Raw genomic sequence first — 16,341 nt, 5'->3', positions numbered from 1 at the left:
ATTACATAAAATGATAAGTCGCACTCAATTGTCCTTGCCATCTTGAATTCAAATTATCAACCAACCACGGTTTACCTTGTGGATTTTTAAATTGAAAAACAGGCTGTTGATTTTCGATACGCACGAAATCAAGTAAGGCATAACCCGAATTATTGATATTAGGAACGTATACTTGAGTTCCCCAATTTTTAGAAATTAAGTTCGCAACATTAAAAACATCAAGTCCAAATTCGAGTTTGTTTTTAAAGAGTTTTGTTTCAAAAATAACTTTCAAATCAACCTGATGATTCCAAGGCGTGCGCGCCGCATTGCGACTGGCATAACTACCACGATTTTTACGCAAGTAGTCATTTTGATTAATGTACGCATCCAACTGTAACCATTGGTCTGCAGCCGAAACTACCACTTGATTGCTACTATTTACTATGTTTTGCAATCTAATTTCAGATTGGTCTCTAGGAATATAAAGGATATCATTTTTAGCCGATCCATCACGGTTTACGTCACCTTCGTAGACAAAACTAAACGGACTTCCTGATCTTCCGTTGTACAAAAGCCCAAATTTTAAAGTTCTTGATTTGATTGGAAGGTCATAAAAATGATAAGAAACTATTTTGTGACGCAAGTCAAAATTAGATGCTGTAAGTTCAGGAGCATTCGCAACCAAAGCCTGATTCCATTCAAAATTAGCCGCATGTGAGTTACGGTTGGTGCTCGAAATATCTTTACTTACGCCATAGGTATATCCTAAAAATCCATTGTAGCGTTCCTCTGTTTTGGTTAAGCCAAAAGTGAGATTGTATCGGTATCCTTGTGAAGTATTGGTTAACAAAAATACGTTTGTAAAGTTCGGATTGATCTTTATGCTTTCTGCCGATGTGTTGTAGTACGGACGATTGTCAGCTCCTACAAAATTACTTTTTTGATCTTCTTTTCTGTTGATGGATTGAAACAATAAACCATCTAAGGTCTTGGTGTAGGTAGCCTCAAAATTAAGAGCAAAATTATTTTTTAAAGCTACATCAAGAGATATATTCGATTTCCAGTCTCGAGGTAAATTAAAATTGTTGTCTATCAAATTCACCTCAGTCAATCTTCTGCTTTGTAAAGGTGCTAGTTGACTCAAATCTTCATTTAAATCTAGGCTTCCCGTTGGTCGGTAATCGATATTAAAATATTTGGTTCCCGAGATATAGTATTCATAGGCGTACCAAACAAAAGGCATTCGCCCTGTAAAAAGTCCTGTTCCTCCTTTTAAATTGTACTTTCCAGCCGAATCAATTGTATAATTAAAATTAAAGCGAGGATTGATTATTGGCCTGCTATTAATCTTGTTTTGATAGCCAGCAAATTCAGGTGTATTTTTGATATCATCTGAAACTGGAAAAGGTGTTGGTGTGTTTTGCCAGTCCAATCGAAATCCGGCAAGAATCGAAAACTTTTTTGAAAGTCTGATTTCATCTTGCACATAAGCGCTTGACAAAAGCACCGAATAGTCAGCAGATGGCGTTCTTTTATTCAACTCAAAATCATTGTTCTCGATATTGTACACACCTCGAACTCGACTTGGTTGATCATTTAAAAAATTAGCAACAGAATTGTATTGCCATCTTCCGTTAAAGGCTGTTAAAAAACGATATTCAATAGCATTTATCTCTGTTGACGCACCTGCTGTAAATTTATGATTTTTCACATAATAGGTTACATTATCGGTTAGTTGAATTGTGTTTAAAGTCAATCCATAAACGGATGCTTCGCGATACGTTCCTGCAAAAATAGTGTTGGCAGTATTGTCTATAATTTCAATATGTGGGAATACGCGTCCGGAATAAGTTCGATCATCATTTACAGTAGATAACGAAACGGTCAACTTATTAGACAAAGCATTTGAAAATTTACTTTTTAATTCTGCTACAATACTATTTGTGGTCGAGTTATGACGGTAACCCTGATTGGTGAAATTGTAAACTGTGGGTGTCCATTCTAGATTATCTGCAAATCCAGTAACAAAATTGTTGCGAAGTGTGAGCTTATGATTATCTGAAATATTATAATCCAAACGCAGAAAGAGCTTGGTGTTTTTTCGTTCAATTTGAGCATCAAGTGCTGTTCCTGGATCATAATTGTATTTTGTTTTTAATCGGTCAGCAATTTGAGCAACTGTTTCCGGATCTATATTTGAAGTGGCGCTTCCTGGCGCATTTAGCACTGTTTCATTGCGGTCACCAACTTCAGCATTAAAAAAGTAAAACAATTTGTTTTTGATTAGTTTACCACCCAAACTTACACCGTAGGTATAATCAGTAAAAACGGCATTTTCTTGTCGAATTCCATTGGCATGTGAACCTATTAAATTTTTATTTTTTACAAAAGTATACACCGAACCTTCAGTATTATTGGATCCACTTTTGGTGACTGCATTAATACTAGCACCGGTAAAATTACCAAAAGTTACATCAAAAGGAGCTGTTTTTACAGACAAAGCACTGATGGCACCAAATCCAATTGGTTGTGTGCCTGCTAAACCGCCAGGAGTTCCTGATGCAGTTGATCCCGCAGCACCGCTAGCCGGTTCCTGAAAACCAAGAACATCATTTGTTGAGCTACCATCAATAGACAAATTATTGAAGCGATAATTAGCTCCACCAAACGAATTTAAATTGGCCTCTGGTAATAATCGTGTAGCATCTTGAATACTTCTGTTTGCGCTAGGCAGACTCGTTATCACCTCAATTTTTAATCTTTTTTCATTATTTTTTTTAGAGCCAGAATTAGAAACTACCGTAACTTCTTGAAGCTGTTGGGCATTTGCAATCAATTGCAAATCTCTTTTGGTGGCTTTTCCCAATAAAATTTGAACCGATTCTATTATTAACGCTTCGTAGCCATCGAGTACAATTTTAACCTGATAATCAGCTGCTGGCGGCAATTGATTGAACTCGTAATATCCATCACCTTGTGATAGCGTATTGTATTGAATTCCAGTACTTTTTTGCAGCACCGTAACGGCTACCGCTGGTAAAAAATTTCCTTGTGAATCAGTAATATTTCCTTTTAAAATTCCTGTAGTTTCTTGAGCACAAACCATTAAAGAACAGCACAAAAGTAAAAAAGTACAAATGTTTTTCATGTAGCGTAATTTATATTTATGAAATATACGTAACTACTAACAAGAAAGTTGTATCTTTCAATCGTACTTTAACGATTAATATTTAAAACAAAAATCACAACTAATTGATAAACAACATATAAAACAACCAAAAAAAAATTTAAAAATTAGATTTTATTCATCTAATAAATACGATTAATATGAAAGACAACAATACTTTTCACGCTTTAGAATTGGAATTATCACAAATGGCAAAATGTTTGTCTCACCCAGCACGAATTCAAATCATAACAATTTTATCCAAACATAAAGACCGTACTTGTAAAGAATTGGTAGCAGAATTACCCCTTTCACAATCAACTGTATCAAAACATTTGAATGACTTGTTAGAAGAAAAACTAATTTGTAGAAAATTTAGCGGAACTCAATCGCTTTATACTTTGGAATGGAACAAATTGGAACGTGTTTTTACCATTTTTGATCGATTGAATAAAAGAACTATGATCAATCGACCGAAAAGAAATTGTTGTTAATGTAATGTTTGGTTATGATTGGTCAGATTTGAAATAGCTAAAAACTTTTATCAAAAATACAGACGAAATTTAAAATAAAAAAGCCAAAAGAACGAAATAGCTTTTTGTAAACTACTTGCTTATTTAGCTTTTCTGTTAGGTTCAAAAAATTATTTAATTTCAACGATAATAAATTCGCTTCTTCTGTTTTGTTGGTGTTCCGCTTCGGTGCAAACTACATTATCCGCACATTTATTAAGTAGTTGAGATTCTCCGTAACCGTAGGCTTTTAATCGGTTCGCATCTACACCATATTTTATCAACCAGTTTTTGGTTGAATCGGCACGTCTTTTAGATAAATTAAAATTATAGGCATCAGAAAGTCTACTATCCGTATGCGATCTAATTTCGATTTTGATTCCGGGATTAGCCAATAAAAAATCTAATATCTTAGAAAGTTCGATTTCAGCATCCATGCGAATATCTGCTTTATTGAAGTCAAAATAAATAGGATTAATTTTAAAAACCTTTGCTAAATCATCTCCAAGTCCCACTCTTTGAATACTTTCTTCAAGTACTACAGGCAAAAATGTTTCACCAGATTGATCGCCCGTATTGGCAGGAATTTCTTCGACATGGTAATTTTTTTTAGATAACTGTAAATAATATTTTTGGGAACAGTCGACTACACCAAAATTAAATTTACCATCAGCATCGGTCATCAATGAGCGTAGGTTTTTATAATTATCATCATACAATACAATTTGCACACCCTCGATTGCTTTTTTGGTATTGCTATCTGTTACTATGCCTGCCAAAGTTTGCTCGCAAGCGGTCTGCAAAGGTTTAATTTCTTTGATGCGATAAATATCATCGCCACCTACTCCGCCGTCTCGGTTAGATGTAACAAATCCTAGTTTAGTAGCTGTATTTATAATGAAACCAAAATCATCTTTTGAGCTATTTAATGGGGCACCTACATTTATTACCTCATCGTAAACCCCTTCTTTTTTACCTTTAGCTACGAAAACATCTAATCCACCAAGTCCTGGATGCCCATCAGAGGCGAAATACAATTCGTTTTCATTTGAAATAAAAGGAAAAGTTTCTCGGCCTTCGGTATTAATTTTATTGCCCAAATTTTCGGGAGTTCCTAAAGAACCATCAAAGCCTATTGCTACCTTAAAAATATCCGATTGCCCAATGGTTCCGGGCATATTTGAGGCAAAATAGAGTGTTTTTTCATCAGTGCTTAGGACGGGATGCGCTGCACTGTATTGATCGCTATTGAAGGGCAGCTCAACAATATTTTTCCACTGCCCATCAATCAGTTCGGCTTTATAAATTTTCAATAAAATGGTTGCATTCTCATCATTTCCTATTTTTCCGTTAACAAAATTGTTACGAGTAAAATATACTGTTTTACCATTTTTGGTAAATACAGGTGTAGACTCATGGTATTTAGTATTTAAATTCCCTTCTAAAATTTTGGCTGAAGCCAATGTCCCATCGGCATTTTTATTTGATAAATAAAGATTGGTATACCCCTCGCCTGTCCAAGGATCCATTTTATCCGATTTTGAACTAACATCTCTTCCAGTAGCAAAAACTACCTTATCTTGGTAAAATGCAGTTCCATAATCTGAATATTTACTGTTAATTCCTGCATTAGTGATATCAAATCTGCCAGAATTACTTTTTATTACAGCTAAATAATCTTTTTGGTTTAAAGCTAATTTGGCTCTACCATCACTGCTGTTTTGTTTTTTAAACTTTTCCATCATTTCATCTGCCTTGGCATACTCCGTAATTGCTTTAAGAGATTGTGCGTATCGGTAGTACAATTCAGCTGAGACTGTATTTTGTCCCAAATCAAAAAATGCTTTATAATATTTAGCTGCACTCTCAAAATCGGCGTTAAAATAACAGCTGTTTGCTAATTTTAATACTAGATCAGGCGATTTTAATCCTTTCTCGTACAAGCGTTCGTAGGTCTTTTTAGCATCTACAAAAGCATAATTTTCGTAGTCAGTAGCTGCTTTTTTTTCGGTGTTTTGCGCAGAGGTAATAACGGTATAACCAAAGACAAAGAGTGTAAAAAGTATATGTTGTTTAGGATAGTTTTTCATCTTAAAAAAATCTTGGTGTTATTGTTCTTCTCTTGATTTTAGGTAGTTCATAGCGTAAAAAAAGTTCATGTGAACCTGAATTATAATTGTTCAATTTGGTGGTTTCAAAATCATAACTGTAACCTATAAACCAATTTTTGTTTACTTGAAAACCTGTCATTGCTGTTGCTGCTGCGTCTACACGATAGGCTAATCCTAATGTGAATTTTTCAGAGAACAAAACATTAGCAGAGAGGTCAACTTGCAAAGGCGCTCCTGCAACCACTTTTGTTAAGAAACTAGGTTTTAGTTTTACATTCGAACTCAAATCAAAAACATATCCTCCTATAAAATAATAATGTAAACGATCAATTTCAATACCGCTAGTATTATCATCAAAATGTTTGGTTGCTAAAAAGTAAGGCACGGAAGCTCCTAAGTACATTTTTTCAGAGAAAAAAAACAATCCTGCTCCCAAATTTGGTGAAAATTCATTGTCGATATTGTTTTGAAAAATTGGATTATTGACATTATAACGATTCAATTTTGTATAATCCACATTCAATAAATCAACAGAACCTTTGATCCCAAATGATAAATCAAACTCCTCAGAAATCATTATCGTATAAGACAGATCAACAGCAATATTACTTTGATTTCCTGCACCAATTTTATCATTTACTAAAGATAATCCGTAACCCAATTTTGAGTTTTCAATTGGCGAATTTATTGAGGCTGCATAAGTTGTAGGTGCCCCTTCTAGGCCCATCCATTGCGTACGATGCAATCCGAATATGCTTAGAGCACCTCTATTACCCGCATAAGCAGGATTGATGTTAATAGTATTGTACATGTAGTGCGTATATTGTGAGTCTTGCTGTGCAAATGAAGCACTACAAATAAAAATAAGCAGGATAAATGTATATATTTTTTTCATAGTTTTTGTTTTAGAAAAGTAAGCAATGCGCAAATTGAACAGTAGTGAAACTTTAATCGTTTTCTAAATGTAAATAGCCTGTTTTTTCTATTTTTTCACCTGCAAAATTGGTGTAATCAATCACATAAAAATAAGTTCCTGTCGGTAATCCTGAGGATTGTTGTATGGTCACTCTACCTTCTGACATTCCTCTAAAAGCCTTATTTGTATTATTGTAGCCTGCTAGATCAAAAACTTTTACCCCCCAACGATCAAATATTTGCACCGTATTATTCGGATAGCATTCAATTCCTTTGATATATAAAATACGCTCAAAATCGTCACCCGTATTTGGCGATACTGCATTGAAAACCTCAACAGCACAATCATTTATAGGCAACTCAGTAATCGTACATGTTAAACATGTAGGACTTACTGGACATGTAACACAAGGCGTTGGATCTGATGATGTAGCTGTTACTGTCATTCCTTTCGGGTTTGTGGAAGTTACTGTTGCCAAATTGTAAACTACACCTGCACTTATGTCACTTTGTGTAATGAGATATGAAGCTGAGAAATTAGTACTATTTATTGCATTTACTACCAGAGTTGGAATTGCTGGCCCAACAACAATAACATTAGGATCAGAAATCATCACATTGCTCAAAGTTGTTTGTCCCGTATTTTGAACAGTGAATGTATAATTTATTCGATCTCCAATATTTACAATTCCATCATTGTTTGAATCTATATAAACACCTTCTTTTAAAAGGCTAATACTTGAAACAGAATTTAAAATTGTCGTGGTTGGAGTATCATTAGTAATTGAAGTTCCTGAGGTGTCTTGAACAAGGACATTTTGTGGTGTACGCCCCGCAGCTAATGCTGAATTTACTACTTGGCCTGCATCAATATCTCCTTGCGTAATCGTGTAGTTTTGTGTTAAAGTACCACTAGCGTTTACTGCCAAAGTACTCGGGCTTACCGTTACATTAGTCAATCCCAATTTAGCATCCGTAACCACCGCATTGGTTAGAGTGGTATTGCCTGTGTTGTTGATAATGAAGGTATACGTAATAATATCGCCAACTTGTGCAGCTGTCGCATTGCCATTGTACACTGCCGTTTTAACCAAAGCTACGCTTGATGCGCTTGGCGCAGATGGAACTGTCGTTACCGTTGCGGTATCGTTCGTAGTTGTTGTTCCCGAAGTATCCGAAGCTGTCGCATTTGATGGATCAGTGGCACTTCCTATTGCTGAATTCGTAACAATTCCCGCATCAATATCGGCTTGGGTTATCGTGTAGTTTTGTGTTAAAGTGCCGCTGGCGTTTGGAGCTAAAGTACTCGGACTTACTGCAACATTGGTCATTCCTAATTTAGCATCGCTTACAACTGCATTGCTTAAAGTGGTATTACCCGTGTTGTTGATGGTGAAGTTATACGTAATGGTATCTCCTACTTGAGCAGCTGTCGCATTGCCATTGTAAACGGCTGTTTTAACCAAAGCTACGCTTGATGTTTTTGGAAGATTAGTTACGGTTGCTGTATCGTTCGCAATTGTTGTTCCCGATGTATCCGAAACTGTAACATTTGCTCGATCCGTCGCGCTTCCTACTGCAGAATTCGTTACACTTCCCGCATTGATATCGGCTTGAGTAATCGTGTAGTTTTGTGTTAATGTTCCGCTTGCATTTGGAGCCAAAGTACTTGGACTTACCGCTACATTGGTCATTCCTAATTTAGCATCCGTTACAACGGCATTGGTTAAAATTGTATTACCAATGTTGGTGATGGTAAAGGTATACGTAATGGTATCGCCAATTTGAGCGGCAGTGGCATTACCATTGTAAACGGCCGTTTTAACTAAAGCTACGCTTGATGTTTTTGGAACAGTTGTAACCGTTGCCGTATCATTTGTAGTTGTTGTTCCTGAAGTATCAGAAACTGTCGCATTCGATGGATCTTTAGCGCTTCCTACTGCCGAATTCGTAACCGTTCCCGCATCGATATCGGCTTGGGTAATCGTGTAGTTTTGTGTTAAAGTGCCGCTTGCATTTGGTGCCAAAGTGCTTGGACTTACCACTACATTGGTCAATCCTAATTTTGCATCTGTGACAAAAGTATTAGTTAATGTTGTATTGCCTGTGTTGGTAATGGTGAATGTGTAAGTAATTGTATCGCCAGCTTGAGCAGCTGTAGCATTGCCATTGTAAACGGCAGTCTTTACCAAAGCTACGCTTGCTATTTTTGGAACAGTTGTTACCGTTGCGGTATCGTTCGTAGTTGTTGTTCCCGATGTATCTGAAACAGTAGCATTTGACGGATCTGTGGCGCTTCCTACTGCCGAATTCGTAACACTTCCCGCATCGATATCTGCTTGAGTTATCATGTAGTTCTGTGTCAAGATTCCGCTAGCGTTTGGAGCCAAAGTACTCGGACTTACCGCTACATTGGTCATTCCTAACTTTGAATCTGTGACAACGGCATTGCTTAAAGTAGTATTTCCTGTGTTGGTAATGGTAAAGGTATACGTAATGGTATCGCCAACTTGTGCTGCAGTCGCATTGCCATTGTAAACGGCTGTTTTAACCAAAGCGACGCTTGAAGTACTTGGCGCAGAAGGAACTGTCGTTACTGTAGGTGTATCGTTCGTAGTTGCTGTTCCCGAAGTATCTGAAACTGTCGCATTTGATGGATCTGTCGCGCTTCCTACTGCAGAATTCGTAACAGTTCCTGCATTGATATCAGCTTGAGTAATCGTGTAGTTCTGTGTTAAGGTTCCGCTTGCATTTGGAGCCAAAGTACTAGGACTTAACGCTACATTGGTCATGCCTAATTTAGCATCCGTAACAACTGCATTGCTTAAAGTGGTATTGCCTGTGTTCGTGATGGTAAATGTATAAGTAATAGTATCTCCCACTTGTGCTGCAGTAGCATTGCCATTGTACACAGCTGTTTTTACTAAAGCAACACTTGATGTTTTTGGAAGATTTGTTATCGTTGCAGTATCATTTGTTGTAGTCGTTCCCGATGTATCCGAAACTGTCGCATTTGATGGATCTGTCGCGCTTCCTACTGCAGAATTCGTAACAGTTCCCGCATCGATATCGGCTTGGGTAATCGTGTAGTTTTGCGTTAATGTTCCGCTTGCATTTGCTGCCAAAGTACTTGGACTTACCGCTACATTAGTCATTCCTAATTTAGCATCAGTAACAACTGCATTGGTTAGAGTGGTATTGCCTGTGTTGGTGATTGTAAAGGTATAAGTAATGGTATCGCCTACTTGTGCTGCAGTAGCATTGCCATTGTAAACGGCTGTTTTAACCAAAGCTACGCTTGATGTTTTTGGAAGATTCGTTACCGTTACTGTATCGTTGGTAGTTGTTGTTCCCGAAGTATCTGAAAATGTCACATTTGATGGATCAGTGGCATTTCCTATTGCCGAATTCGTTACCGTTCCCGAATCGATATCGGCTTGGGTAATCGTGTAGTTTTGTGTTAAAGTACCACTAGCGTTTACTGCCAAAGTACTCGGGCTTACCGTTACATTAGTCAATCCCAATTTAGCATCCGTAACCACCGCATTGGTTAGAGTGGTATTGCCTGTGTTGTTGATAATGAAGGTATACGTAATAATATCGCCAACTTGTGCAGCTGTCGCATTGCCATTGTACACTGCCGTTTTAACCAAAGCTACGCTTGATGCGCTTGGCGCAGATGGAACTGTCGTTACCGTTGCGGTATCGTTCGTAGTTGTTGTTCCCGAAGTATCCGAAGCTGTCGCATTTGATGGATCAGTGGCACTTCCTATTGCTGAATTCGTAACAATTCCCGCATCAATATCGGCTTGGGTTATCGTGTAGTTTTGTGTTAAAGTGCCGCTGGCGTTTGGAGCTAAAGTACTCGGACTTACTGCAACATTGGTCATTCCTAATTTAGCATCGCTTACAACTGCATTGCTTAAAGTGGTATTACCCGTGTTGTTGATGGTGAAGTTATACGTAATGGTATCTCCTACTTGAGCAGCTGTCGCATTGCCATTGTAAACGGCTGTTTTAACCAAAGCTACGCTTGATGTTTTTGGAAGATTAGTTACGGTTGCTGTATCGTTCGCAATTGTTGTTCCCGATGTATCCGAAACTGTAACATTTGCTCGATCCGTCGCGCTTCCTACTGCAGAATTCGTTACACTTCCCGCATTGATATCGGCTTGAGTAATCGTGTAGTTTTGTGTTAATGTTCCGCTTGCATTTGGAGCCAAAGTACTCGGACTTAGCGCAACATTGGTCAATCCCAATTTAGCATCCGTAACAACTGCATTGGTTAGAGTGGTATTGCCTGTGTTAGTGATAGTGAAGGTATACGTAATGGTATCTCCAACTTGCGCTGCAGTTGCATTGCCATTGTAAACGGCCATTTTAACTAAAGCTACGCTTGATGTTTTTGGAAGATTGGTTACCGTTGCTGTATCGTTTGTTGTAGTCGTTCCCGATGTATCTGAAACTGTCGCATTTGATGGATCAGTGGCACTTCCTGTTGCAGAATTCGTTACCGTTCCCGCATCGATATCGGCTTGGGTAATGGTGTAGTTTTGTGTTAAGGTGCCACTGGCATTTGGAGCCAAAGTACTCGGACTTAGCGCTACATTAGTCAATCCTAATTTAGCATCTGTTACAACAGCATTAGTTAAAGTGGAATTACCTGTGTTGGTGATTGTAAAGGTATAAGTAATGGTATCGCCGACTTGTGCTGCAGTCGCATTGCCATTGTAAACGGCTGTTTTAACCAAAGCTACGCTTGATGTTTTTGGAAGATTTGTTAACGTTGCGGTATCATTTGTTGTAGTCGTTCCCGATGTATCAGAAACTGTCGCATTTGATGGATCTGTCGCGCTTCCTAGTGCTGAATTCGTAACCGTTCCCGCATCGATATCGGCTTGGGTAATGGTGTAGTTTTGTGTTAAGGTGCCACTGGCATTTGGAGCTAAAGTACTTGGGCTTACCGCTACATTAGTCATTCGTAATTTAGCATCGCTTACAACTGCATTGCCGAGAGTGGTATTACCCGTGTTGGTGATGGTGAAGGTATACGTAATGGTATCTCCAACTTGTGCTGCAGTGGCATTGCCATTGTACACAGCTGTTTTTACTAAAGCTAAGCTTGATGTTTTTGGAAGATTCGTTACCGTTGCGGTATCATTTGTTGTAGTCGTTCCTGAGGTATCGGAAACTGTTACATTTGATGGATCTGTCGCGCTTCCTATTGCAGAATTCGTAACAGTTCCTGCATCGATATCAGCTTGAGTTATCGTGTAGTTTTGTGTTAAAGTACCACTAGCGTTTACTGCCAAAGTACTCGGGCTTACCGCTACATTAATCAATCCCAATTTAGCATCCGTAACCACCACATTGGTTAGAGTGGTATTGCCTGTGTTGGTGATGATGAAGGTATATGTAATAATATCGCCAACTTGTGCAGCAGCTGCATTCCCGTTATAAACTGCCGTTTTAACCAACGCTAAGCTTGAAGTGCTTGGCGCAGAAGGAACTGTCGTTACTGTCGGCGTATCATTGGTTGTAGTCGTTCCAGACGTATCTGAAACTGTTGCATTTGATGGATCCGTCGCGCTTCCTACTGCCGAATTGGTAACACTTCCCGCATCGATATCGGCTTGGGTAATCGTGTAGTTTTGTGTTAAAGTGCCACTTGCGTTGGGTGCCAAAGTACTCGGACTTACCGCTACATTGGTCATACCCAATTTAGCATCGGTTACAACCGCATTAGTCAGAGTTGTATTTCCTGTGTTGGTGATAGTGAAGGTATATGTAATAGTATCTCCTACTTGTGCTGCAGTGGCATTGCCATTGTACACAGCTGTTTTTACTAAAGCTACGCTTGATGTTTTTGGAAGATTCGTTACCGTTGCGGTATCATTTGTTGTAGTCGTTCCTGAGGTATCGGAAACTGTTGCATTTGATGGATCCGTCGCGCTTCCTACTGCCGAATTGGTAACACTTCCCGCATCGATATCGGCTTGGGTAATCGTGTAGTTTTGTGTTAAAGTGCCACTTGCGTTGGGTGCCAAAGTACTCGGACTTACAGCTACATTGGTCATACCCAATTTAGCATCGGTTACAACCGCATTAGTCAGAGTTGTATTTCCTGTGTTGGTGATAGTGAAGGTATATGTAATAGTATCTCCTACTTGTGCTGCTGTAGCATTGCCATTGTAAACGGCTGTTTTTACTAAAGCAACACTTGATGTTTTTGGAACTGTCGTAACTGTAGGCGAATCATTTGTAGTTGTTGTACCTGAAATATCAGAGACTGTAGCATTTGAAGGATCTTTAGCGCTTCCTATTGCCGAATTCGTAACGGTTCCTGCATCGATATCGGCTTGGGTAATCGTGTAGTTTTGTGTTAAAGTGCCACTTGCGTTGGATGCCAAAGTACTCGGACTTACAGCTACATTGGTCATACCCAATTTAGCATCGGTTACAACCGCATTAGTCAGAGTTGTATTTCCTGTGTTGGTGATAGTGAATGTGTAAGTAATCGTATCGCCAACTTGTGCTGCTGTAGCATTGCCATTGTAAACGGCTGATTTTACTAAAGCTAAGCTTGAATTTTTTGGTAAATTAGTAATTGTGCTATCATCATTATCAACTGCGGTACCTGAAGTATCTGAAAGAGTATTATTGTCCGGATCTTGCGCAGTTCCTACTGCAGAATTGGTTACACTTCCTGCATCAATATCTGCCTGGGTGATAGTGTAGTTTTGAGTTAAAGTTCCACTTTCTGATGGTGCCAAAGTACTCGGACTGACAGACACATTGGTCAATCCTAATTTTGCATCTGTCACAACAGCATTGGTTAACGTAGTATTTCCTGAATTAGTAATCGTGAATGTGTAGGTAATGGTGTCGCCTACTTTTGCAGCAGCAGCATTTCCATTATAAACTGCCGTTTTCACTAATGAAACTGTATTTGCTTGTCGCAGAGCTGTGGCAGTACATGATGAACATGATGGATTAGGTGGGCAATCAACGCATGGAGTTGGATCGGTAGATGTTGCTGTCACTGTCGATCCAAAAAAAGTACGTGCGGTGATGGTAGCTAAATTGTAAACTACACCTGCATCAATATCCTGCTGAGTTATAAAATAAACTGCTGAGTAAGAATTTGTATCCGCTGCTCCTGCTGGCATAGAAGGGATCGGCAATCCAGAGGTTACGGCATTATTATCTGTAAGGGAGACGTTTGTCAAACTTTCATTACTTGTATTTTTAATCTCAAAAACATAATCAATTTTATCTCCAACATTTACAAGACCGTCACCATTAAAATCATTGTAAGTACCATCCTTTGTAAGTAAAAGAGAAGCAGAAAAACAATTGAAATTTCCAGTAGCACCATCATTGCTCTCCGAAGTATTTACAAAAGCACCATAAACATTGATAGAATTAATGACTGATGCTAATCCATTTACGGTGATTCTAACCTCATCAAATTCTTGTGATGTTTTGAAACCTACATTATATACTCCGGGAACAGAACCTAAAACATTTATTCCAAGTGCGGCAAGATCAATCAAATTCGCAGCTGATTTTGATTCAACCAAGATTCCGTTGTTATATGTACTAATTGTTAATGATTGAAACAAGTCTACTTGTGCCAAGGTACCCAAATCATCAATAACAAATCCTGCAAAAGTACCAGGAGGATAGGTAAACAACTGATCTTGCACAGCAATAGAACCTGTACTTCCTACACCTGCAACAAGAGTTATATTTGCAAAATCGCTAAAATCAGCGGTTACAACATTTGATGCATTTGTAACATCACAACCCACACAAACGACCCCAGAAATTCCGCTACGAGATGAATTAACTTGAACAGGAAATTCTGGATTTGATAAAAAATAAGTAGTATCACAAACTACGGTAGGTTCACAAAATTGCTGAATAACTGCATTATACACCCGAATGGTTCCGAAACTTACTGCTACTGTATTTTCAAAATTAATTTGAACTTCATCATAGTCAGTTGATGTCACAAAACCAAGTGTTTGCCTTCCTGAACCAGTCAGTAAATTAGATCCTACTGCTACTAATGCTCCGGAACCTGATTTAGTTTCTTGTAATACTCCGTTTAAGTAGGTTTTAATTGTAATACCATTTAATGCATCTACGTTGGCTAATGCTGGCGTTTCGATATTGAACCCAGCAAATGATCCAAGAGGATAATCTGTTATTTGATTTTTAACTGCCAGCTTACCAATAACACCAACTCCTACTGTATTATTAAATGTCGCAAAATTAGAAGGATCATTATCTATCAAAAATTGAGTATTAGTTACATTACAACCTACACAAAGTACACCATCAAAGCCTGTATTTGCAGAATTTACAAAAACAGGATATAGCGGAGCGGTCATAGCTGTTGGTGTATTACAAAGTAAATCAGGACCTGCGCAAAAATTTTGTAAAACTGAACCGAAAATTCTAGTTGTGCCTAAATTTAATGCCAAAGTTTGATTGATTATAAGCCGAACCTCATTAAAAGTCTGAGTAGCTACAAATCCTAAGGGTGTACGACCACTTGTATTTAACAAACCGGTATTCGCAATTAAATTACTTCCGTTGCTTTGTTCTCTTAAAATGCCATTTAAGTAAGTTGCAATAACTACATTTCCCAAAGCGCCAACTGCAGCTAAATTTGAATATTCGATTTCAAAACCTGCAAATGTGTTTATTGGATATACATCTACTTGATTTTTTATCGCAAACGTCGCAGTTGCCGCTACACCAAGATTAAAATTTAAAGTTGCAAAATCATCTGAATCCGAGTTAATAGCATTTTCAGCATTGGCAACAGTACCTAATCCAACTCCAGATATTCCTGTCACCGTTTGGTTAATAGCAACTGGAAAAGTAGGCAATTGAGGTTTTGTACTCACATTACAATTTAAAGCTGGGCCAGCACAATACTCTCTAAGGACTGCATGGTAAATTTTGGTAGAACTCAATGCTGAAACACCGGATCTAAAAACAATTTCTATTGCATCAAATGCAGAAGACGTATTAAAACCTACAATAAAATCGTTTGGATTACTTAATACATTTAATCCTAGTAAAGAGGCACCTGAAAAAGACTCTACTGGTTGACCACTCAAATAGGTGACTATACTTATACCGTTTAGTAAATCTAAATTTAATAAACCTACAAAGGGTTGGATTTTAAATCCTGCAAATGATCCAGCAGCATAAACTGTATTTCCATCAGTAACTCGCAAACGATGTATAGTACCAATTCCTAGTGCCCCAAAACTCGCGGTTGCATTATTGGTCTCATCTGCATCTATCAATCTGCTTTCGTTTGCTATAACGCAGCCCAACAATGAAGAACACACACCTGACGTTGAAGAACTAACCGATAAATTATCGAAATTGGTAGTCGTAAAAGAACGAGGAACTTCAAAATTGCATTGGCTGTATGCAATATTAGTACTGAAGAAGAATAAACCTAGAATAACTAGCGACAGCAAATTTACTTTTAAAGTCTTATCAAGTTTTAGCCAATTCAAAATGGATGGTAGGTAGCTCTGTTTCATAAGGACTAATTTTAGTTAAATCGATAAAAGCTTGGCGTTGTGTGGCTACGCATGCAGCCTAACACTAATCTATTTATTAC

The 16,341-nt window shown here is 38.0% G+C and carries 5 protein-coding genes; 1 reads left to right on the top strand and 4 read right to left on the bottom strand.

Annotation, left to right across the window (positions count from 1 at the left end):
• Window position 1 precedes the first annotated feature (1 nt).
• Window positions 2-3,130 carry a TonB-dependent receptor gene (locus G9Q29_RS04990; protein WP_166133955.1) on the bottom strand — a complete coding sequence of 1,043 codons (3,129 nt, stop codon included), beginning with the start codon at window positions 3,128-3,130 and terminating at the stop codon, window positions 2-4.
• Window positions 3,131-3,309: 179 nt separating this feature from the next.
• On the opposite strand from G9Q29_RS04990, the gene G9Q29_RS04985 reads away from it, so the two are divergent.
• A complete protein-coding gene (locus tag G9Q29_RS04985) occupies window positions 3,310-3,642 on the top strand; it encodes an ArsR/SmtB family transcription factor (protein WP_166133953.1) in 333 nt (110 codons plus the stop codon).
• A gap of 149 nt (window positions 3,643-3,791) precedes the next feature.
• Here the strand turns inward: G9Q29_RS04985 and G9Q29_RS04980 are convergent, their stop codons facing one another.
• The 3 genes from G9Q29_RS04980 to G9Q29_RS04970 are packed head-to-tail and all read right to left on the bottom strand — an operon-like array spanning window position 3,792 to window position 16,261.
• Window positions 3,792-5,750: an OmpA family protein gene (locus tag G9Q29_RS04980; protein WP_166133950.1), complete on the bottom strand. Its 1,959-nt coding sequence runs from the start codon at window positions 5,748-5,750 to the stop codon at window positions 3,792-3,794.
• A 1-nt stretch (window position 5,751) separates the two neighbouring features.
• Window positions 5,752-6,666 carry a PorP/SprF family type IX secretion system membrane protein gene (locus tag G9Q29_RS04975; RefSeq protein WP_166133948.1) on the bottom strand — a complete coding sequence of 305 codons (915 nt, stop codon included), beginning with the start codon at window positions 6,664-6,666 and terminating at the stop codon, window positions 5,752-5,754.
• Between the two features lie 52 nt (window positions 6,667-6,718).
• Window positions 6,719-16,261, bottom strand: coding sequence for a DUF7507 domain-containing protein (locus tag G9Q29_RS04970; protein ID WP_166133946.1), 9,543 nt, complete (start codon window positions 16,259-16,261; stop codon window positions 6,719-6,721).
• Window positions 16,262-16,341: the final 80 nt, after the last annotated feature.

It is taken from the genome of Flavobacterium turcicum, from assembly GCF_011365745.1.
Taxonomy (GTDB): Bacteria; Bacteroidota; Bacteroidia; order Flavobacteriales; family Flavobacteriaceae; genus Flavobacterium; species Flavobacterium turcicum.
This window is presented reverse-complemented; position numbering and strand designations above follow the sequence as displayed.